This window comes from Rhodococcus sp. 14-2470-1b, assembly GCF_002259415.1.
Taxonomy (GTDB): Bacteria; Actinomycetota; Actinomycetes; order Mycobacteriales; family Mycobacteriaceae; genus Rhodococcoides.
On the sequence record NZ_NPFY01000025.1, the window covers coordinates 88,506 to 107,399 of the forward strand.

The window sequence follows — 18,894 nt, forward strand, 5'->3', positions numbered from 1 at the left end:
GCCCTGAACGTCCGTGCACATCTCGACGTCCCTCCTGAAGAACAGGCAACTGCTATGCCCAACCCCACTCGTACCCTGCGTATCGCCATGAACGGTGTCACCGGCCGCATGGGTTACCGTCAGCACCTCCTGCGTTCGATCCTCCCCATTCGCGAGGAAGGCGGCGTCCTTCTCGCCGACGGCTCACGCGTCCAGGTCGAGCCGATCCTCGTCGGTCGCAACGAAGCCAAGCTGCAGGAACTCGCCGCACTGCACGGCATCACGGAATACAGCACCGACGCCGCATCCGTCATCGACGATCAGAGTATCGACATCTACTTCGACGCCCAGGTGACCTCGCGACGGGCCGAAGCACTGGCGTCGGCGATGAAGGCGGGCAAGCACATCTTCACCGAGAAGCCGACCGCAGAGACCCTCACCGAAGCGATCGAACTGGCCCGCATCGCCGAGAACGCCTCCGTCACCGCAGGAGTCGTGCACGACAAGCTCTACCTGCCAGGGTTGGTGAAGCTCAAGAGACTGGTCGACGAGGGATTCTTCGGTCGAATTCTCTCGCTGCGAGGCGAATTCGGCTACTGGGTTTTCGAAGGCGACGGTCAGCCGGCGCAGCGTCCCAGCTGGAACTACCGCTCCGAGGACGGCGGCGGCATCATCATCGACATGTTCTGCCACTGGAACTACGTTCTCGAAGGCATCCTCGGCAAGGTCGAGACCGTCACCGCCAAGGCGTCGACCCACATTCCGACACGCTGGGACGAGCAGGGGCGCGAATACACGGCCACCGCCGACGATTCCGCCTACGGCATCTTCGAGCTCGAGAACGGCGTCGTCGCCCAGATCAATTCGTCGTGGGCGGTGCGGGTGTTCCGCGACGAACTCGTCGAATTCCAGGTCGACGGCACGCACGGCTCCGCAGTCGCCGGGCTGCGCACGTGCGTCGCCCAGCACCGATCCCACACACCGAAGCCCGTGTGGAACCCGGATCTCCCGGTGACGGAACCGTTCCGCGACCAGTGGCTCGACGTACCCGCGAACGCGGAGCTCGACAACGGATTCAAGCTGCAGTGGGAAGAATTCCTCCGTGACGTGATCGCCGAGCGACCGCACCGGTACGGATTGCTCTCCGCCGCTCGGGGAGTGCAACTGGCCGAGCTGGGTCTCCGCAGCTCCGCGGAAGGCCGCCGACTCGACGTTCCGGAGATCACGCTGTGACCGCGGTCGATCAGCGTGTGGCGATAGCGTTGCCGGGCAGAGGCATTCACACGCTGGGAGAGCCAGGGGAGTGGACACGGCCGACGAGCCCGATCGCCTCGCGCATCGTCTACGCCGCCGCGCACGTCGTTCCACGTGCCACCGGAGACAACACGCCCGGCGCACTCGCGGACATCGACTGGGACGCAACGCTTGCCTACCGTCGCGAACTCTGGTCCTACGGACTCGGCGTTGCCGACGCCATGGACACAGCCCAGCGCGGGATGGGGTTGGACTGGGCCGCGACCGCGGAGCTGATCAGGCGTTCGGGTGCGGAAGCAGCACAGGTCGGTGGACTGCTGGCCTGCGGTGCCGGAACGGACCAACTGGACCTCGACGCCGTGCCGACGGGTCGAGCCGGGCTCGAGATGGTCCTGGGCGCCTACCGCGAGCAGATCGCCGTCGTCACCGAAGCGGGTGCCAACGTCATCGTCATGGCCTCCCGCGCTCTCGCCAAAGTCGCGGCGTCACCGGACGACTACCGCTACGTCTACTCCACGTTGCTTCGCGAAGTCGATCGGCCCGTCATCCTGCACTGGCTGGGTACTATGTTCGACCCGGCACTCGCCGGCTACTGGGGAAGCGTCGACATCTCCGAGGCCACCTCGGTGTTCCGCGGACTCGTCGACGAGCACGCGGACAAGGTCGACGGCGTCAAGGTCTCCCTGCTCGACGCACAGCACGAGATCGCCTTGCGCCGAGCACTACCGCCGGGCGTGCGGTTGTACACCGGCGACGACTTCAACTACCCGGAGTTGATCATCGGCGACGAGCACGGCCACTCCGACGCATTGCTCGGCATCTTCGCCGGCATCTACCCCGCGGCGTCGACGGCCCTGCAGGAACTCGACCGCGGCAATACCGTACGTGCAGAGGAGATCCTGCGCTCGACGCAGGAGCTGGGACGCCACATCTTCTCCGCGCCCACCTACTACTACAAAACCGGTATCGCCTTCCTGTCCTGGCTGCGCGGAAAACAACCGGGGTTCTCGATGGTCGGGGGCCTGGCGTCGGGCCGAAGCGTCGAACATCTGACGCAGTTGTTCGTCCTGGCCGACAGGGCAGGCCTGCTCGACGATCCCTCGTTGGCCGTGCACCGCATGGAGCTGTTCCTGGAACTGAACGGAGTCACGTCGTGACGCTTGCCTGCTACGACCTCGACAACCCCTACGCTGCGCTGTCCTTGAACACCAAGACGGTCAACAGGTGGACCTTGAAGGAAGCGGTCGACGGCGCCGCTCGCGCCGGACTCGGCGCCGTCGGCCCATGGCGAGACCGCGTACACGAAGTCGGTGTGGCGCAGGCTGCCAAGCTGGTGTCCGACGCAGGCCTGCGCGTATCGAGCCTGTGCCGAGGCGGATTTCTGACCGCAGTCGACGACGACGGGCTCGACGACAACCGCCGAGCACTCGACGAGGCCGCAGAACTCGGAGCGCCGGAACTGGTCATGGTGATGGGAGGAATCCCGGACAAGGACCTGATCGGCGCCCGCGCACGCGTCGAAGATCGCCTGGCCCAGTTGGTTCCGTACGCCCGCGAGCGGGGAGTGCGAATAGCGCTCGAACCGCTGCATCCGATGTATGTTGCCGATCGCGCCGTCATCTCCACTCTGGGACAGGCACTGTCCATGGCCGAACCCCACCCGGCCGAGGCAGTCGGCGTCGTCGTCGACACCTTCCACATCTGGTGGGATCCGGACCTGGACGAGCTGATCCGCACCGCGGGACGACGTGGCCGCATCAGCTCCTACCAGGTATGCGACTGGCTGGTGCCGATGGAAGCCGACCCACTGCTCTCCCGCGGAATGATGGGTGACGGCGTCATCGACTTCACGACCATCGGCACCTGGGTACGCGAGGCAGGCTACCGCGGCGACGTCGAAGTCGAGATCTTCAACACCGCAGTCTGGGACACCGACTGCGACCTGGTCGTCGACACGATGAAACAGCGCTACCGCGACCTGGTGCTACCGGCTCTCGTGGGATGAGCGTGGACGGGGATCGCCGTGAACTGGCCTACAGTTGTCGGCGATACCCTGTCACATCCCTAGTAGGAGCTGTTTCGTTTGAGTTGGATCCGCATGAACGACGTCGCCAAGGGATACGACGGCAAGGTGATGCTTCGCGAAGTGTTCTTCAAGCTCGCCGACGGCGACAGGATCGGCCTGATCGGACGCAACGGCACCGGCAAGACGACCCTGCTGCAGCTGCTGTTGGGGCGTGAGCAGCCGGATTCCGGAATCGTCGACGTCACCGACGGTGCCCGCATCGGGTACTTCTCCCAGTTCTCGGAACTCGACGGTGAGCGCAGCATCCAAGCCGAGCTGGAGTCGCTCTTCAAAGCCGTGCATGCGATCGAATCCGAGCTCGCCGAGGTCGAGGCAGCGTTGGGTGGCGATCTGGACGAGAAGCAGATGTACAAGCTCGTCGATCGCCAGGCGGAGTTGCTCGAAGCGATGGACAGCAGTGGCGGCTGGACCTACCACCAGCAGATCGACACCGTGCTGTCCATGCTCGGGTTCAACGCCGACCGTCGGGATCTGCCCGTCGGCAAGTTGTCCGGCGGCTGGAGAAACCGCGCCGCGCTCGCGAAGATTCTGCTCGAAGCGCCGGACGTACTGTTGCTCGACGAGCCCACCAACTTCCTCGACGTCGCAGGCATCGCGTGGCTCGAACGCTGGCTGCGAGACTTCCGCGGAGCCCTGCTGGTGGTGTCGCACGACCGGCACTTCCTCGAGCAAGTGGTCACCAGCATCGTCGAGATCGAGAACCATCACCTGCAGACGTACGACGGTTCGTACTCGGAATACGTTGTGCAAAAGCAGTTCCGGCTGAAAAACCTCGAACGAGAATTCAGTAGCGAACAGCAGTTGCTGGCGTACGAACAGGAAGCCATCTCCGATAGAAAAGAAGCGCTGAAGAACCCGAGCGGCGTCCTCAAGCGCAGGCTCGCGAACATCAAGAAGGCCAAGAATCCTCGACCCGTCGACACCGTGGTCACCGCCATCTACGGGGGTCTGCACGTCCACGACAACCTGGCGGAAATCAGCGGGATCTCCAAAAGCCATGGCGATCAGGATCTTTTCTCCGACGTGTCCTTCGAGATTCACCGAGGAGACCGGATCGCGATCACCGGCCCCAACGGATGCGGAAAGACAACTCTCGTCGACATCCTCACCGGCGCACAGCAACCCGACGCCGGCAAGGTCAAGTGGAAGACCAAAGCGCCGTCGTTCATCTACTACAACAAGGTACTCGCGGACCTGGACCCCGACGACACCGTCACGCACGCAGTGAACGCCATGCCCGGCAGCCTGGCATTCACCGCCACGAAGAAGGAAGTCAATCGCTTCCTGACCTTGCTCCAATTCTCGGAACTCGATCTCAAGACGCGCATCGGCGTCCTGTCCGGCGGGCAGAAAGCACGTGTCGCGCTGGCACAGTGCCTGTTGTTCGGAGCAGGCGTCATCGTCCTCGACGAGCCCACCAACCACCTGGACCTGGCCAGTACACAAGTGCTCGAACGCGCCCTCATCGCGTTCCCGGGCGCCGTGATCCTCGTCAGCCACGACCGGTTCTTCGTCGAAAAAGTGGCCGTGCGGCAACTGTCCTTCGACGGTCAGGGCGGCGTCGCCGAAACTGCCGGGGTGCAAATGCCGCTGTGACGTGGGACGGCAGCCAATATTTCGGACATATGGAACACTCGGGAGGGTGAAACGCGCCCCCTTCGTGATCCCCGCCCTTGCTGCAGTCACCGCGCTTGCGGCGGCATGCGGATCCTCCGATCCGACGCCGGCCGCCGCGCCTGACACCACGTCCTCGTCTCAGGCGCCGGCGTCGTCGACACCGACAACTGCGCCGTCGAACGCCGATATCTACACCCTGCCGGGAACGGATGTGTTTCCCGAGGGCATCGCCGCCGACGACGAGACGTTCTACGTGACGTCGACGGGCGACGGAACAGTGTTCCGGGGAACGCTCGGCACCCCTGAGCTGGAGGTGTTCCTACCCGGCGGTGCAGACGGGCGAACCGCCGCGGCGGGCCTCGACGTCTCCGATGGTGACGACAACGATGACAACGACGACAACGACAACGACGTCGACGACGTGAACCGCCTCGTCATCGCAGGGGGACCCACCGGCAAGGTCTGGGTCTACGACAGTGTGTCCGGTTCCCTCGTCGGCACGTTCACCAACGGCCTCGGCGAGGACGCGACATTCCTGAACGACGTCGCGATCGCCGACAACGGCGACGTGTTCGTCACCGATTCGCGCAGCCCCGCGCTGTTCCGCATTCCAGCAGTGCAGGTGCGCGACGGAGCTCAGGACGGTCCGCTCGAAACCTTCGTCGACTTCGACGGCACTCCGTTCCAGTACGGCGAGGGCTTCAACGCCAACGGCATTGTCGAGGTCGACGACGACGCATTGGTCGTCGCGCAGTCGTCCACCGGAAACCTGTACCGAGTCGACGGACGGTCGAAGGAAGTGACCCAAGTCGATCTCGGCGGTCGGACTCTCGTGAACGCCGACGGACTCGAGCTCGACGACGACACGCTCTACGTCGTCCGCAATCGCGACGGACTCATCTCACGGGTGGAGCTGTCCGACGACGGTAGGTCCGGCCGAGTCGTCGGAGAGATCACCGACGGATCGTTCGCCTACCCGACGACCGTCGCTGCCACGGACGATCGCCTGCTCGTGGTGAACAGTCAGTTCGACAAGCGGGGAGGAGATCCGGTGGAGCCCTTCACCGTCAGCTCCATCCGAGAATAGGCGCTCAGTCCTTGTAGTAGACCACCTGATGGCTTGTCGCCAGTAGCTTCTCGTCGCTGCTCCACAGCTCGGCCGACTGATCGAAGTACCCCTTGTGGAACCGTCGGGCTGCGGCGTTCGCGAGAACGAACGAATCCGACTGCACAGCAAGATCGTCGGCCGTCGCGAAGTAGTGGATGGTGAGCGAGATGGTGCCGGCAGGCACGTACTTGCCGCGGCGCTGGAAGACGCGTGGGTAGAACACGTCGCACATCGACGTCAGTGACTCGAAATCCAATGCGCGTGCCGGGGTGTCCCTGACCCACAGGGCGATGGCGGAGTCTGCAGCTTCGTTCTCGCTCAACGCGCCTGCGGCGAAACGCATTTCGTAGTTTCGCGCCCACGCGATGAACTCCGGGAAACCACCGGGCTCGAGTTCGGACGGCGCAGGCACGGCCGGCGCCGTGGCTTCGTCGTCGTCCCAGGTGTCGCGTCGAGTGCCGAACACGGCGGTCGCCGTCGTCGCAACGACGCCGTCCTGGGTCAATTCCAGGTACCAGTGCTGGTTCGATCGATTGGTGCGCACCGCGCGCGTCGAGATCTGGAATTCGCCCTCGGTGATGGGGCCGGCGAAGTTGATCGTGAGCGAGACCGGGTCGCCGAGACGATCGGGATGCAGCCGGACGGCTCGCACGAAGGCTGCTGCCGTCACGCCACCGAACGGGCCGACCATGTTGTTGTACGGCGCCGAGGTGCGGCCCAGGAACACTCCGGGGCTGATGCTTTCGAGTGCAATCGCGTCGTCGAACTGATGATCGTCGGACATCGTTCCCCTGCTCTGATCGGCGGTTCTATGCTGCGCGTCATAGTACCGGACTCGAGTAGTTTCACCGATTCGCCCGCTGTTCGTTCGCGCATACGGTCGTTCTACATCGAATGAAAGGACCGGTCATGTCGAAGGTCACGAAGTGGGCACTCCCGTTGCTGGTGGCTCTGTGCCTCTCCGGTTGTGCCTTCGAGCCGCTGTCCAGGTTCTTCGGCGCAGACGCGGACAAGTACTTCGACGACCCGCGAGTCGTCGCACTGCTGGACGCCGCACAGAAGGGAAACCTGGACGAGGTGCGTTCCCTCGTCGAGGACGGCGCGGACATCGAGTCGCTCAGCAACGACCACGACCCCAAACGAGCAGCGATAACACCTGTGCTGTGGGCGGTCGAATTCGGTTCGGCGCGCACGGTGACCACCCTCTTGGAAGCCGGAGCCGACGCTCGCGCAGAGACCGTCGGCGGCTACAACGCCCTCAACTACGCAGTGCTGCGAGACAACATCGAATCCATGCAGGCACTGCTGAACTGGGATGCAACCCTCGTCGAGTCACCGGATCGCTTCGGCGGCAACGCCGTTCACGGCATCGCGCTGTACGGTCGCGAGGACATGCTCGACGTGATGATCGACGCCGGGGCGTCGCTCGACACCCGTCAGACAGTGAGTCGTCAGACTCCGTTGTTCTCGGCGGCGGCGGTGAACAACGTCGACATGTGCCTGCGGCTCGTGAAAGCCGGAGCCGACGCCGGTTTGCGTAACGACACCGGTGAGACGTTCCTACCCTCGCTGTTTCGGACGAACGACACAGTGATGAATCGCGACTTCCTGTCTTCACGCGAGAAGCTGGTCGACGAGATGCGCGCCCGAGGATTTCCGATCGAGACCGGCCGATGATTCCGTCGCTCGCGGCAGGTCTCAACGTGCAACCGACCAGAGAGGTACAACGTTATGGCCACACTGCTGTATTCGGCGACGATGTCGCTCGACGGATTCATCGCCGGTCCCGGCGGGGACATGTCCTGGCTGAGCGAGTACGTGGGGGAGCCGAACGAAGCTGCAGATCGACTGCTGTCCCGAATCGGAGCAATTCTGTGTGGAGCCGTCACCTTCTTCGGTGACGACCCCAATCGAGGAACGGATGCCGAGGGTGCGTTCGGTGGCCAGTACGACGGCCCCACCGTGCTGCTGACGCATCGACCTCCGGTGAATCCCATTCCCGGTGTCTCGGTCGCCACCGACCTGCACGTAGCCGTCGAATGCGCTGTCGCCGCGGCGGGGGAGCAGTATGTCAACGTGCTTGGCGCCGATGTCGCCCGGCAGTGCATCGACGAGGGACTGCTCGACGAGATCCTGGTCTTCACGGCGCCGGTTCTCCTCGGCGACGGTGTGCGCCTCTTCGACCGCCCTGGTGGTGAGCGGGTGACCCTCGAACGCATCCCCGGAGAAGTCGAGAACTGGTACCGCGTGCTTCGCTGATACGGCGCGCGGTTCTGTGACTTCCACTTCGGGGACGAGCCTGAAGGCGGATTCTTCGGGCACAGTGGATCGGGTGACGATCGACATACCGCGCCTCGTGCGACCCGCCTCGGCCGGTGCCGTCGCCATCATCCTCGGTTCCGTGCTGGTGCTCGTGCTGGACATTCACACCGCGGCGAGCAATCCCAGCCACCTGCGCCGAACCATCAGTGAGTACGGCCTCGGCGCCCAGCAGTGGGTCTTCGCCGCAGGAGTGCTGCTTCTTGCGCTGGGATCCGCCGCGACGCTGGTGGCTGCGGTTCGCACCGGGTTGGTCAGGCCACGATCGACAGCGGCGGTTGCCCACACGCTGTGGACCGTCGGCCTCGTCGCCGTTGTCGCCGTCCCCAAACAGGATTGGAGCAACGACGCCACACTCGGGCTCGGCGGTGCCATCCACCGGGCCGGTGCGGCAGTGGCGTTCGTGAGTGTGCCGATCGCCGTGATCGCCTTCTCCCTCCCGTGGCTACGGGACGAGCGCTGGGGTGTTCGAGCGCGGTCGACGCTCGGCCTGGCATTCCTGTCGGTGGCCACGTTGCTCCCCATCCTGTACGCGCTCGTCGTCGGCGCGACCACGACGACTCCCTGGTACCGGGTCGTCACGCTGGGTTACGTCGAGCGCGCCCTGGTGGTCGCCGAGGTGCTGGCGCTCATCTCGCTGGCCCTCTGGGTTCGGGCGGCGTCGGTGACAAGGGTGCGCGAGCGTTAAGTTCCGGCCTGCCTCGTCCGGTACGCCGCGACGGCGGTGCGGTTACCGCACGCTGTGCTGCAGAACTTGCGCGATCGATTACGCGAGAGGTCGAGCACGATGCCCTCGCAGTCGGCTGCACAGATGGTCAGACGAGAGAATTCGTCGGCGCGGATGACGTCGATCATCGCCATCGCGGTCTCGACGGCGATGCGTCGCGCAAGGGGACTGTCGTCGCTGACCGCGTGCAGGTGCCAGTCGGTCTCGCCGTGGCGGACCAGTCGGGGCAAGGCGCAGGCGTCGGCCAGGATCGTGTTGACGAGCTCCACCGCAGTGTCACGGTCGCTCGTCAGCAAAGTGCGCAACGACGGACGCAGGGCGCGGACGGCATCGAGCTCGGCTGCGTCGCCGTCGAACCGTCCCGTGTAGTGGTGTCGGGCGAAGAACTCCTTCAGCTGGTCTCGGGTCACGAGTGTGTCGGGATCCTCGCCCGAGTTGGCCAAGGCCACGGCGGACACCAGCGCACCTGCGGTGTCATCGGTGAAAACCATGTTGACACCTTACCAATCGGTTCCTACTGTAATGAGCCATGACGGCATTGACCAATGACGCAACTTCCTCGGGTGGGATGGCAGCCACTCCCTCCAGGCTGGCCTCGGGTCTGGGATTGGCGGTTGTGTCATCGGCCGCGTTCGGGCTGTCCGGGCCGCTGGCGAAGAGCCTGCTCGACGCCGGGTGGACGGCTGGGTCCGCCGTCACGGCGAGGATCATGATCGCTGCCGCCGTCCTTCTGGTTCCCGGCGTGCTCGCGTTACGGGGACGGTGGGCACTGCTGTCGAAGAATCTGCGCACCATCCTCGCCTACGGCGTGTTCGCCGTCGCCGGTTGCCAGTTGGCATTCTTCAACGCGGTGAACTACATGCCGGTCGGGGTGGCGCTGCTCATCGAATTCACCTCTCCGGTGGCAGTCATCGGGTGGATGTGGTTGCGGCGAGGGCAGCGCCCGACGCTGGTGACGGTCGGTGGCGCTGCCGTCGCCGCCGTCGGCTTGTTCCTGGTGCTCGATCTCGTGTCCGGTGCTTCGTTGGACCCTCTCGGGGTCCTGTGGGCGCTGGCAGCAATGGCGGGCGCGGCCGTGTACTGGATCATGTCCGCCGACGAGGGAAACGGGCTGCCCCCGTTGACGCTGGCCGCTGCCGGATTGCTGTGCGGCGGAACGATTCTGCTCGTCGCAGGCGCGCTCGGAGTGGTTCCCTTCGCGGCGAGCACCGACGATGTCGTCCTCGCCGGCGCGACCATGCCCTGGTGGGGGTCTGTCCTCGGGCTGGGAATCGTGACGGCAGCGCTGGCCTACGTGTGCGGAATTGCCGCCATTCGCAGGTTGGGGTCGAGACTCGCGTCGTTCGTCGGGCTCACGGAAGTGGTGTCGGCTCTGCTCTTCGCCTGGCTGCTTCTCGGTGAAACGCCACGGCTCGTTCAGATCTCGGGCGGCGTTCTCATCCTGATCGGAGTCATCGTGGTCAAGCTGGGTGAGCCGCGTATCCCGTGAGTGCCGTACATATTCGAACACGCCCCCGCCAGCAGCCAGGCTCCTAGGATTGTCGTCGAACCCCGAAGTAGCCTGCACCGAGCGCGAGGAGACATCATGACGACCCGCCTGAATCCGTATCTCAACTTTCGCGGCGACGCCCGTGAGGCACTGCAGTTCTACCACTCCGTGTTCGGAGGCGAGCTCACTCTCAACACGTTCGCAGACTTCGGTGCGAGCGACGACCCGGCCGAGAAAGACCAGATCATGCACGGCCAACTCGTCTCGCCCAGCGGTCTGACTCTGATGGGTGCGGACACGCCGTCGAGCATGAACCTGAACGTCGGCGACAACATCTCCGTCTCGCTCAGTGGCGAAGACGAGGCCGAATTGACCGGATACTGGAACACACTGGCCGACGGGGCACAGAACACGATGGGTCTGAACAAGGCCCCGTGGGGTGACACCTTCGGCATGCTCACGGACAGATTCGGCATCAACTGGCTGGTCAACATCGCAGGTTCGTGACGGAAAGTAGGCTGCCGACATGGCCGAGAACATGCACCATCGACTGAACTACATCGAACTTACAGTTACAGACCTGGCCGCAGCCCAGGCCTTCTACTCCGGCGCATTCGGCTGGGGGTTCAACAACTACGGGCCCGAGTACGCCGGAATCCAAGGCGCCGACGGGGACGAGGTCGGTGGTCTCGCGCTCTCCACCGAACCACGCCCGACCGGTGGCCCGTTCGTTCTGCTCTACTCCGACGACCTGGAAGCGTCACTGGACGCAGTGACCGCAGCCGGCGGTGAAGTGGTCAACGGGCCGTACGAATTCCCCGGAGGTCGACGCTTTCACTTCACCGACCCGAGCGGAAACGAACTGGGAATCTGGGCGGCGCAGTAGTTTCCGGTACTACCCAGCAAGCACGGCGTCGATCTGCCCCATGGCCAGGCTCATGCCTTCCTCCATGCCCATCTCGATGAGCGTGTTCATCTGCTCGGCACTGACGAAGGTCGCAACCGTCGTCATGCGGGTACGTCCGTCGACGTCCTCGAGCGTGACGGCGGTCTTCGTGACGCCCACGTTGTCGATGGGGTTCCAGTCGTCGTCGGCGAAACCGTCGTCGAACGACAGGCTCGACGGAGCGTCCAGTGACGTGATGCGCCACCACCCGCGGGCCTTCTCGCCGTCGGGACCGGTCATGTAATAGAGCGCCTTGCCACCTTCGACGAACTCGAGGGTGTCGAAGGTCGCGGGCCAGGTCGGTGGGCCCCACCAGCGTTCGAGCTGACGAGGGTCGGCCCAGATCTGCCACACCCGGTCGACTGTCGCGTCGAACTCGGCGACGATCGTGAAGTTCAGTCGGTCGGGGTTCTGTGTTGTGCTGATGACGCTCATGAGGGTTCTCCCTGGTCTTCGGCGAGGATATCGGCGATCCGGTCGACGCGTCGGCGCCAGATCGTTTCGTACTCGGCCAGCAGTGCTCGTGCTCTTTCGATGCCTACCAAATGAATTCGCACGATCTGCTCCCGTCCGCGCTTCTCTTTGCTCACGACCGAAGCGCGTTCCAAAATCGCAACGTGCTTCTGTACGGCCGCGAAACTCATGGAGTAGTGAGCGGCGAGCGAGGACACCGAATGCTCGTTCCGTAGAAGCCTGGACACGATGTCGCGCCGAGTGGTGTCCGCGAACGCCTGGAAGAGGCGGTCGAGATCGGCATCGCTCACTTCATCTACAACCATTTGGTTGTACGTTAGGCGGTCGGGCGGCATCGGTCAAGGGTCGAGGACTTCCTGTCAGGCCTCGGCCAGTTCGGCGAGCTGCCGGGTGACGGTTCCCCACCCGTCGTGAAAACCGAGCTCGACGTGCTGCGCAGCCGTGGCTGCATCCTTGTGCATGACCGTCGCGAGATACTCGGTCCCGTCCGGGTGGTCGGCGAACGTGATGACGGCAGTGATGAACGGGTCGGTAGCCGGTCGCCAGCCTGCAGTGAGTGCATTCGTGAACACCAACCGTTCCCCGTCGACGACGTCGAGGAAGCATCCCGCGATGTGCGGCCCGAACGTCTCTTCTGTCTCACTGATCTCGGTGACGAACGATCCACCCGGTCGCAGGTCGAGGTCGACGACACGTGCCGTAGCGGGCTTCGGGACCCACCACTGTTCCAGCTGGGAGGGTGTCGTCCAGGCTTCCCACACTCGTGTGCGTGGTGCGCGAATGATCCGAGAGACGGTCAGATCGAGGTCGGATTGCGTGTGTGTCATGACGGCTCCTGTGTTTCGGTGACGAACTGTTCGAGACGGTTGGTGTGCGCTTCCCAGGTGGAACGCTGTTTCTCGAGCCACAGTTCGACGGCGGAGAACGGATCGGCGACGAGCGTGCAGATACGTGTTCGCCCGGTCTTGTGGGTCAGAATGCACCCGCTGTCCTCGAGCAGGCGGATGTGTTTCAGGAAGGACGGTAGGGCCATGGAGAACGGCTCGGCCAACTCTCCGACGCTTGCCGGCCCTCGTCCCAGGCGTGCGAGAACGGCCCGCCGGGTGGGATCGGACAGTGCGTGGAAGACGAGATCGAGCGTCGGCGAAAACTGAGCCATGAGGCAAACTATCAACGTTCGGATGGTTAGCGCAAGAGCTAAGTATTAGCGGATGTCGATGCAGAGTTCGATACTGGACAGCATGCTTCCGGTTCTCGACCTCACACACGCGGACTCCGATCCGGTGCGCTTTCGCGCCGACCTGCTCGCCGCCGCCCACGAATCCGGGTTCTTCTACCTGACCGGCCACGGGGTGTCCGGCTCCCGAATCGCGGAGGTCCTGCGCCTGGCACGGGAGTTCTTCGACCTGGACGAGGGCGCCAAGGACGAGATCTCTCAACTGAAAAGTCCGCAGTTTCGTGGGTACTCGCGTCTCGGTGGAGAGCTCACCAACGGACGAACCGACTGGCGCGAACAGATCGACATCGGCCCCGAACGTGCCCTCGTCGACGGGGCAGAGGGCTACTGGCACTTGCAGGGGCCGAACCTCTGGCCGTCGGCGCTGCCGGAGCTGCGTCCCGCGTTCGAAGCGTGGGAACAGGAACTGTCCGACATGGGCCTGCGGCTGCTACGGCAATGGGCAACGGCACTCGGTGCCGAGCCCGGCGTGTTCGACGACGCATTCGCACACAGTCCAGCAACCCTGATCAAGGTGGTGCGGTACCCCGGAAGCTCCGAGAACCCGCAGGGAGTGGGTGCACACAAGGATTCAGGAGTATTGACGTTGCTGCTCGTCGAGCCGCACTCCCGAGGCCTACAGGTGGAGCTCTCGCCGGACGAGTGGATCGACGTTCCGCCCGTCCAGGACGCGTTCATCGTCAACATCGGAGAGCTCCTCGAAGTGGCGACGCAAGGATACTTGCGTGCCACCCGCCACCGCGTCGTCGCGCCCAGTGAGGGCACCGACCGAGTATCGATTCCGTTCTTCCTCAATCCAGCCCTGGACGCCGTGATTCCCATTGTCGAACTGCCCGACGAACTCGCCGCTCGAAGCCGGGGCGTCGAGAACGATCCCAACAACCCCATCTTCGCGACCTACGGCGAGAACGCCTGGAAGTCGCGAACACGAGCCCACCCGGATGTCGCCGAGATCCACCACGGCATCACGGCGACCGGTCCGAGCTCGGCGTACTGAGGGTCAGTCCTCGATCTTCTCTCGCCCTCCGGTGATGTCGGCACGGTCGGCAGCAACCCGACCATGGTGCCAGCCACTGCGATTGGAAAAGCTGGTCTTCCTCGACGTCAGATTCGGGAACATCTCGTCGAACATCGCCGTGACGGCTCGGTCGCGTTCGGCGAAGACCGGGACCAGAGCAGTGCCGTACTGTTCGCCGGCCTCGGTGCGAGCTCGGACGAATGCCTCGGTGATGCGCTCCTCGACTCGCTGTGCATAGGCGAACAGGAACGACCGGCGAAAACCTCTGCCGCGCTTGCTCGAATCGACACCCACCGCGTCCAGTTCCATGGCCGATTGCACCAACAACGACGTGTAGAGCAACTCGCACAAGTCGATATCGACGGGCATGCCTACCGCGGCGACCAGCTGAAATCTACGGTAGTGAACGGTTTTGACGCCGTTGGGTCGAGCGACGGACGAGAACAACCGCATTTTCGCATCGACGTAAGGGTTGTCGACGGTGAATCTTCTGACGGAAACACGGGAGTCGATGGGGTCGGTCGAGCGCGCGTCGACCATGGCGGTATCGATGGCGTAGCGCGTCATCAGTTCCTGCGCCTTGGCGGAGAACGATTCTCGTTCTCCCGTGAACGACGACGATTCTGCCTTGGCCAACAGTCCGCGAATCTTGTTGAGCACCTTCTCGTCCGACCTGACGCGACCGGATGGCGACTTCTCGCCCCAAAGAGACGGCGGTGGCCCGGTCGTTTCCATGGTGGGCAGCCGGCGGACGGTGGCATTCAGGTGCAGGAAAGTGGTCCAGAATGCATGCGGCGTGACTCGGCGGTTGGTGCGGAGGCCGGCGAGCTCCGCACCCGGATCGACACCGAGCGTGCGCAACTGCCCGATCCACTCCTGGGGAGCACGAGAGAACGCATGACTGCGCCGTGCATGCTCGCCGAGAAGGACCACCAGCATCGGTGCGGCTGCCTTGTCTGCGCCCTGGCCGACGACGTGTACGAGTTCTGCAGGCATCCACCCACGCTCGAACGCCGTCTCCAGCAGCGACGCGGAGAACACCGAGCTCTCGGTGCACAACCGAGCCGCCGAAAGCCGATTCTCGATGTCCATGAGCCGACCGACGAAGGCGTGCAGTGCCGTCTCGTCCGTCAGCAGACGGGACGCCAGATCGACTCCGGCGGTCATCAGAGTGTGAATGTCGATATCGATGTTGCTGTGCCCGAGCCACCACTGCGGGGCGCGAGTCAGATCCGAAGTGCCCATGAATGTTCCCCTCGTCGAGAGTGTCGTCGACGCCAGTGAGGGGCTGGCAACGCTGTCGACGAAAGTTCTATCAGGGCACTACGACATCAAATCCACTCACGTGCGACGGAGTCGCCATTGTCGGCGGGGTGGGGTTGCGACACCGAGATCGGGGAGCAGCCCGTTGTTGAAGTCCTCGACCAGGTTCAGAACGGTCCCTTGCGCGCAGGACTTGTTGGTTCCGATGAATCCCGACGGTCCGCGCTTGATCCAGCCGGTCACGTAGGTTCCGGGAACGACCTCACCGTCGGGGGAGTCGAGCACACGGCCGTCGTCGTTGGGGATGACTCCGCGACGGTCGTCGAAGGGCACACCGGGAAGCGCGACGCCTCGGTAGCCGATCGAGGTGAGCACGAGTCCGGCGTCGACGGTTTCCTTCTCGCCCGTCGCGACGCTGCGCACGCCTCCGTCGTCGTCCGTCTCGAGCGTCATCCGATCGAATTCGACTCCGGTGACCGAGGTTTCGCCGAGAATGCGGGTGGGGGAGAGCAGGTAGCGCAGCACGATGCGCCTGTTGTCGCCGCCGGGGGTGTCCTCGACGCGACGCAGCAACTGCAACTTCTGCGCGACCGCGTGGGGAAGGTCGTCGGCGTCGGCCAGCGCGGCCGTGGTGGCATCGAGTTGGATCTCGTCGTGGTGCAGCGAGATGTCGATGCCCGGGGTCGAGAGCAGGCCGGCGAACTCGGGAACGGTGAACGCCGACTGCGCAACACCGCGTCGGCCCACGACGAGCACTTCCTCGATCTTCGACTCGCGCAGGGTCTTCACCACGTGATCCGGCACGTTGGTGCCCACGAGTCGCTCGGGATCGATGGTGAGAATGCGCGCGACATCGAGAGCGACGTTGCCGTTGCCGACGATGACGGCGCGCTTGTGCGACAGGTCGTACCGGCGGTGCGAGTGGTCCGGGTGCCCGTTGTACCAGGCGACGAAGTCGGTAGCCGACGTCCGTCCCGGGAGGTCCGCGCCGTCGATCGTCAACTCGCGGTCGCGTGAGGCGCCCACGGCGTAGATCACCGCGTGGTGAGTCTCGAGCAGCTGTTCGTGGGTGATGTCCTTGCCGATCTCGGTATCGAGGTGGAACTCGAAACCGGACTGCGCGGCAATCTGGTCGAACAGACGCGACACCTGACGAGTCTTCTCGTGATCGGGTGCCACGCCGAGGCGAGCGAGGCCGTGGGGCTGGGGGAGTCTGTCGTACACGTCGACCTTCACCCCGGGCTGCGTCAGCAACTCGTCGGCCGCGTACATGGCCGACGGGCCGGAGCCGACGATCGCCACACGCAGCGGCTCGCGTTCCTTGGTGACTGCTGGTGCAGGCGACACAGGGGCGAGGATCGGACGCGGCGGCCGTTCCTGCTTGTAGAAATCGGAGTTGATCGTGAGGAACGGAAGCTGACTCTCGGTGAGCTTCGACTTGGGAACGATCGCGTCGACGGGGCACGCCGACACGCACGCCCCGCAGTCGACGCATGACGCCGGGTCGATGTGCAGCATCTCTGCCGTCAGGAAATCAGGCTCGTCGGGTGTCGGGTGAATGCAGTTGACGGGGCATGCGTAGACGCACGATGCGTCGCTGCAACACGATTGGGTGACAACGTGGGGCATGAGTATTCCTGACGGCAGGCGCTGCTGTGGAGAGAACTGGCGCTGTGAAGGACGGGGAAGATCAGGCGGCGAACTGGCTGGAGCTACGGTCCGGCTCGCTGCGGAAACGCGAGGCCTTGCCGTCGATTCCGCACAGCTTCCACATCAGCTTGGCCGGGCGGCTCATCATCTTGGTGTCCTTGGCGAGCATGCGCACGTCACCGAAGTAGTCCTGCAGCGTGTGCTGGGCTTCCTCGCTCTCCCAGAACAGGTCCTTCTTGACCGATGCGGGGATGTCGAACTTCTTCCAGAACCGCTTCGGGGGAATGACGATCGCGTCGCACAGCACCCGCATGACGATCGGGAAAGCGAGCGACAGGAAGAAGCGACCTACCTTCGACATCTTCGGTACGCGACGACGCAGCAGCTGGTGCGCGAAGGAGATGTGGCGTGCTTCCTCGGCCACGTGAATGGCCATGACGCCCTGCATGATCGGGTGGATTTCCTCGCCCGACCGCAGCACGCCCTTCTGGATGTGGTCGATCGGCTCCTCGCCTGCGAGGACGCCGACGAAGAACAGTTCGGGGGCGATCGACGCGAACAACGGGATGATCGGCGACAGCATCTTCATCGGCCGACTCATGCCGGGTGCGTCGTTGTCGACCCGGTTGACCATTTCCTGGAACATCAGCGTGTGGTTGCACTCTTCGATCGACTCGTGAGTGCAGTACCGCGCCTCGGCCGAACCGTTGGGCAGGGAGAAGACGTACTGCATCATCCCGCGAATGAGGATGTTCTCGAACTGCAGTCCGACCTTGGCCACGTTGGCTTGGCGCCACATGCCGATCGCGATCTTCTTGTCCTCCGGCAGAGCCTGGTACCAGGCGTGCCCACCGATCGGATCGGTCTTGGTCGGGAGAATCCACCGGCGATCGTTCTCGGTCACCGCGAACTCGGGGGACTCCCAGTCGATGTCCACGTACGGGTCGAAATGCTTGTGCACCGAGCCCTCGGACAGAAGGCGCAGAGTCTCGTTGTACTTCTCGGTCTCTGCGTCCGGGTCGATCGAGATCGTGCCGTCTTCTGACGTCAGTGTCATCGCTTCCTCCTACATGGTGCGAACGTGTTTTTAATGTAACTCGTAGTATCAGCAAAAGCCAGCTTACTCACGAGTAACTTTCAAGAACGGGTTCCACCTGCAGTTATTCGGTCGACGGCTACGCCGATATCCACCGATTCTGTGTGTGACAGCGTGCTCGAATTTGTCGCAGTGGCGATTTTATGGAGGATCAGGCCGTCCAGGTAGTGGCACAGCGCGCGGGCGCACGATGCCGTGTCCTCGGTCGAGATGTGGATCAGGGTGCTCTCTGCCCATTCGACGATCCTGGCGCGGATTGCGCCGAGCCTTCTCGCCAACTCGGGGTCCGTGGCCGCTGCGGCGAAGAGTGCAAATCGCGCGATCGTGTGTGTTCGCCGCGGGCCGATCGCGTCGTCCACGAATGCGACCAGCGCTGCCGTCAGTTCCCCACGAGACCGAGGTCGGGGTGTGGCGGATGCGTTCTCCCACGCCTCCCGGTCGAGTTCTTCGAGATGTTCGAGCACGCCTGCGATCAAGGCGGATCGAGTGCGGAAGTAGTTCGAGGTGGTCCCCGCCGGCACGCCTGCGCGAGCGTCGACCTTGCGATGCGTGAGGCCGTGGAGCCCGTGTTCGCCTACCTGGTCGAGAGCTGCTGCTGCGGTGTGTCGGCGCTGGGTGGTCATGGCTCACT

At 64.0% G+C, this 18,894-nt stretch carries 22 protein-coding genes; 12 read left to right on the forward strand and 10 right to left on the reverse strand.

Translation table 11 applies throughout. The annotated features are described in order from the left end of the window. Window positions 1-54 precede the first annotated feature (54 nt). The 5 genes from CH293_RS18910 to CH293_RS18930 all read left to right on the forward strand — a co-directional run bounded on the left by CH293_RS18910 (window position 55) and on the right by CH293_RS18930 (window position 6,023). Window positions 55-1,212 (forward strand): Gfo/Idh/MocA family protein, encoded by a 1,158-nt coding sequence (locus tag CH293_RS18910; protein WP_094721125.1) that lies wholly within the window; start codon window positions 55-57, stop codon window positions 1,210-1,212. Then, window positions 1,209-2,390, forward strand: coding sequence for a dihydrodipicolinate synthase family protein (locus tag CH293_RS18915; protein ID WP_094721126.1), 1,182 nt, complete (start codon window positions 1,209-1,211; stop codon window positions 2,388-2,390). Before CH293_RS18910 ends, CH293_RS18915 begins: the two co-directional genes overlap by 4 nt. Next, window positions 2,387-3,238: a sugar phosphate isomerase/epimerase gene (locus CH293_RS18920; RefSeq protein ID WP_094721127.1), complete on the forward strand. Its 852-nt coding sequence runs from the start codon at window positions 2,387-2,389 to the stop codon at window positions 3,236-3,238. The genes CH293_RS18915 and CH293_RS18920 overlap by 4 nt, the downstream gene beginning before the upstream one ends. Before the next feature lie 93 nt (window positions 3,239-3,331). Beyond that, window positions 3,332-4,915 (forward strand): ABC-F family ATP-binding cassette domain-containing protein, encoded by a 1,584-nt coding sequence (locus tag CH293_RS18925; protein WP_094721128.1) that lies wholly within the window; start codon window positions 3,332-3,334, stop codon window positions 4,913-4,915. A gap of 46 nt (window positions 4,916-4,961) precedes the next feature. Beyond that, complete coding sequence (locus CH293_RS18930; RefSeq protein WP_094721129.1) at window positions 4,962-6,023, forward strand: superoxide dismutase; 1,062 nt, start codon at window positions 4,962-4,964, stop codon at window positions 6,021-6,023. Between the two features lie 4 nt (window positions 6,024-6,027). Here CH293_RS18930 and CH293_RS18935 read toward each other — a convergent pair whose 3' ends face one another. Continuing rightward, window positions 6,028-6,828, reverse strand: a complete 801-nt coding sequence (locus tag CH293_RS18935) for an acyl-CoA thioesterase II (RefSeq protein ID WP_037105279.1) — start codon at window positions 6,826-6,828, stop codon at window positions 6,028-6,030. A gap of 125 nt (window positions 6,829-6,953) precedes the next feature. Between CH293_RS18935 and CH293_RS18940 the strand changes: the two genes are divergently transcribed. The 3 genes from CH293_RS18940 (at window position 6,954) to CH293_RS18950 (ending at window position 9,051) form a co-directional block, all read left to right on the forward strand. After that, window positions 6,954-7,721, forward strand: a complete 768-nt coding sequence (locus tag CH293_RS18940; RefSeq protein ID WP_094721131.1) for an ankyrin repeat domain-containing protein — start codon at window positions 6,954-6,956, stop codon at window positions 7,719-7,721. Between the two features lie 54 nt (window positions 7,722-7,775). After that, entirely contained in the window at window positions 7,776-8,303 is a 528-nt protein-coding gene (locus tag CH293_RS18945) for a dihydrofolate reductase family protein (protein WP_094721133.1), read from the forward strand. A 73-nt stretch (window positions 8,304-8,376) separates the two neighbouring features. Then, window positions 8,377-9,051 carry a DUF998 domain-containing protein gene (locus CH293_RS18950; protein WP_255122912.1) on the forward strand — a complete coding sequence of 225 codons (675 nt, stop codon included), beginning with the start codon at window positions 8,377-8,379 and terminating at the stop codon, window positions 9,049-9,051. Here CH293_RS18950 and CH293_RS18955 read toward each other — a convergent pair. After that, entirely contained in the window at window positions 9,048-9,581 is a 534-nt protein-coding gene (locus tag CH293_RS18955; protein ID WP_037182299.1) for a CGNR zinc finger domain-containing protein, read from the reverse strand. The two genes, CH293_RS18950 and CH293_RS18955, sit on opposite strands and share 4 nt — an antisense overlap. A gap of 38 nt (window positions 9,582-9,619) precedes the next feature. Here CH293_RS18955 and CH293_RS18960 point away from each other — a divergent pair, with 38 nt between their 5' ends. The 3 genes from CH293_RS18960 (at window position 9,620) to CH293_RS18970 (ending at window position 11,465) form a co-directional block, all read left to right on the forward strand. Further along, window positions 9,620-10,579 (forward strand): DMT family transporter, encoded by a 960-nt coding sequence (locus CH293_RS18960; RefSeq protein ID WP_094721137.1) that lies wholly within the window; start codon window positions 9,620-9,622, stop codon window positions 10,577-10,579. Between the two features lie 96 nt (window positions 10,580-10,675). Then, a complete protein-coding gene (locus tag CH293_RS18965; protein ID WP_019666705.1) occupies window positions 10,676-11,086 on the forward strand; it encodes a VOC family protein in 411 nt (136 codons plus the stop codon). Between the two features lie 19 nt (window positions 11,087-11,105). After that, window positions 11,106-11,465 (forward strand): VOC family protein, encoded by a 360-nt coding sequence (locus CH293_RS18970; protein WP_019666704.1) that lies wholly within the window; start codon window positions 11,106-11,108, stop codon window positions 11,463-11,465. 9 nt (window positions 11,466-11,474) lie between these two features. Here CH293_RS18970 and CH293_RS18975 read toward each other — a convergent pair whose 3' ends face one another. The 4 genes from CH293_RS18975 to CH293_RS18990 are packed head-to-tail and all read right to left on the reverse strand — an operon-like array spanning window position 11,475 to window position 13,158. Next, window positions 11,475-11,960, reverse strand: a complete 486-nt coding sequence (locus CH293_RS18975) for an SRPBCC domain-containing protein (RefSeq protein ID WP_094721139.1) — start codon at window positions 11,958-11,960, stop codon at window positions 11,475-11,477. Further along, window positions 11,957-12,334 (reverse strand): helix-turn-helix transcriptional regulator, encoded by a 378-nt coding sequence (locus tag CH293_RS18980; RefSeq protein ID WP_230595472.1) that lies wholly within the window; start codon window positions 12,332-12,334, stop codon window positions 11,957-11,959. Before CH293_RS18980 ends, CH293_RS18975 begins: the two co-directional genes overlap by 4 nt. A gap of 24 nt (window positions 12,335-12,358) precedes the next feature. Beyond that, window positions 12,359-12,826 carry an SRPBCC family protein gene (locus CH293_RS18985; protein ID WP_037139030.1) on the reverse strand — a complete coding sequence of 156 codons (468 nt, stop codon included), beginning with the start codon at window positions 12,824-12,826 and terminating at the stop codon, window positions 12,359-12,361. Continuing rightward, window positions 12,823-13,158 carry a helix-turn-helix transcriptional regulator gene (locus CH293_RS18990; RefSeq protein WP_094721141.1) on the reverse strand — a complete coding sequence of 112 codons (336 nt, stop codon included), beginning with the start codon at window positions 13,156-13,158 and terminating at the stop codon, window positions 12,823-12,825. The genes CH293_RS18985 and CH293_RS18990 overlap by 4 nt, the downstream gene beginning before the upstream one ends. Window positions 13,159-13,240: 82 nt before the next feature. Here CH293_RS18990 and CH293_RS18995 point away from each other — a divergent pair, with 82 nt between their 5' ends. After that, window positions 13,241-14,233, forward strand: coding sequence for an isopenicillin N synthase family oxygenase (locus CH293_RS18995; protein ID WP_094721191.1), 993 nt, complete (start codon window positions 13,241-13,243; stop codon window positions 14,231-14,233). 3 nt (window positions 14,234-14,236) lie between these two features. Here CH293_RS18995 and CH293_RS19000 read toward each other — a convergent pair whose 3' ends face one another. The 4 genes from CH293_RS19000 to CH293_RS19015 all read right to left on the reverse strand — a co-directional run bounded on the left by CH293_RS19000 (window position 14,237) and on the right by CH293_RS19015 (window position 18,886). Beyond that, window positions 14,237-15,499: a DUF2786 domain-containing protein gene (locus CH293_RS19000; protein WP_094721143.1), complete on the reverse strand. Its 1,263-nt coding sequence runs from the start codon at window positions 15,497-15,499 to the stop codon at window positions 14,237-14,239. Between the two features lie 96 nt (window positions 15,500-15,595). Further along, window positions 15,596-17,146 (reverse strand): FAD-dependent oxidoreductase, encoded by a 1,551-nt coding sequence (locus CH293_RS19005; RefSeq protein WP_176458401.1) that lies wholly within the window; start codon window positions 17,144-17,146, stop codon window positions 15,596-15,598. A 61-nt stretch (window positions 17,147-17,207) separates the two neighbouring features. Next, on the reverse strand, window positions 17,208-18,224 hold the full coding sequence (locus tag CH293_RS19010) for a diiron oxygenase (protein ID WP_037105304.1): 1,017 nt from the start codon (window positions 18,222-18,224) through the stop codon (window positions 17,208-17,210). A gap of 80 nt (window positions 18,225-18,304) precedes the next feature. Continuing rightward, on the reverse strand, window positions 18,305-18,886 hold the full coding sequence (locus CH293_RS19015; RefSeq protein WP_037105306.1) for a TetR/AcrR family transcriptional regulator: 582 nt from the start codon (window positions 18,884-18,886) through the stop codon (window positions 18,305-18,307). Window positions 18,887-18,894 lie beyond the last annotated feature (8 nt).

Excerpts from the sequence above, each read along its gene's own strand:
- CH293_RS18910 (WP_094721125.1), top strand. The coding sequence starts at position 55 with ATGCCCAACCCCACTCGTACCCTGCGTATCGCCATGAACGGTGTCACC.
- CH293_RS18925 (WP_094721128.1), top strand. The coding sequence starts at position 3,332 with ATGAACGACGTCGCCAAGGGATACGACGGCAAGGTGATGCTTCGCGAA.
- CH293_RS18935 (WP_037105279.1), bottom strand. The coding sequence starts at position 6,828 with ATGTCCGACGATCATCAGTTCGACGACGCGATTGCACTCGAAAGCATC.
- CH293_RS18940 (WP_094721131.1), top strand. The coding sequence starts at position 6,954 with ATGTCGAAGGTCACGAAGTGGGCACTCCCGTTGCTGGTGGCTCTGTGC.
- CH293_RS18945 (WP_094721133.1), top strand. The coding sequence starts at position 7,776 with ATGGCCACACTGCTGTATTCGGCGACGATGTCGCTCGACGGATTCATC.
- CH293_RS18955 (WP_037182299.1), bottom strand. The coding sequence starts at position 9,581 with ATGGTTTTCACCGATGACACCGCAGGTGCGCTGGTGTCCGCCGTGGCC.
- CH293_RS18960 (WP_094721137.1), top strand. The coding sequence starts at position 9,620 with ATGACGGCATTGACCAATGACGCAACTTCCTCGGGTGGGATGGCAGCC.
- CH293_RS18965 (WP_019666705.1), top strand. The coding sequence starts at position 10,676 with ATGACGACCCGCCTGAATCCGTATCTCAACTTTCGCGGCGACGCCCGT.
- CH293_RS18970 (WP_019666704.1), top strand. The coding sequence starts at position 11,106 with ATGGCCGAGAACATGCACCATCGACTGAACTACATCGAACTTACAGTT.
- CH293_RS18975 (WP_094721139.1), bottom strand. The coding sequence starts at position 11,960 with ATGAGCGTCATCAGCACAACACAGAACCCCGACCGACTGAACTTCACG.
- CH293_RS18980 (WP_230595472.1), bottom strand. The coding sequence starts at position 12,334 with ATGCCGCCCGACCGCCTAACGTACAACCAAATGGTTGTAGATGAAGTG.
- CH293_RS18985 (WP_037139030.1), bottom strand. The coding sequence starts at position 12,826 with ATGACACACACGCAATCCGACCTCGATCTGACCGTCTCTCGGATCATT.
- CH293_RS18990 (WP_094721141.1), bottom strand. The coding sequence starts at position 13,158 with ATGGCTCAGTTTTCGCCGACGCTCGATCTCGTCTTCCACGCACTGTCC.
- CH293_RS18995 (WP_094721191.1), top strand. The coding sequence starts at position 13,241 with ATGCTTCCGGTTCTCGACCTCACACACGCGGACTCCGATCCGGTGCGC.
- CH293_RS19000 (WP_094721143.1), bottom strand. The coding sequence starts at position 15,499 with ATGGGCACTTCGGATCTGACTCGCGCCCCGCAGTGGTGGCTCGGGCAC.
- CH293_RS19005 (WP_176458401.1), bottom strand. The coding sequence starts at position 17,146 with ATGCCCCACGTTGTCACCCAATCGTGTTGCAGCGACGCATCGTGCGTC.
- CH293_RS19010 (WP_037105304.1), bottom strand. The coding sequence starts at position 18,224 with ATGACACTGACGTCAGAAGACGGCACGATCTCGATCGACCCGGACGCA.
- CH293_RS19015 (WP_037105306.1), bottom strand. The coding sequence starts at position 18,886 with ATGACCACCCAGCGCCGACACACCGCAGCAGCAGCTCTCGACCAGGTA.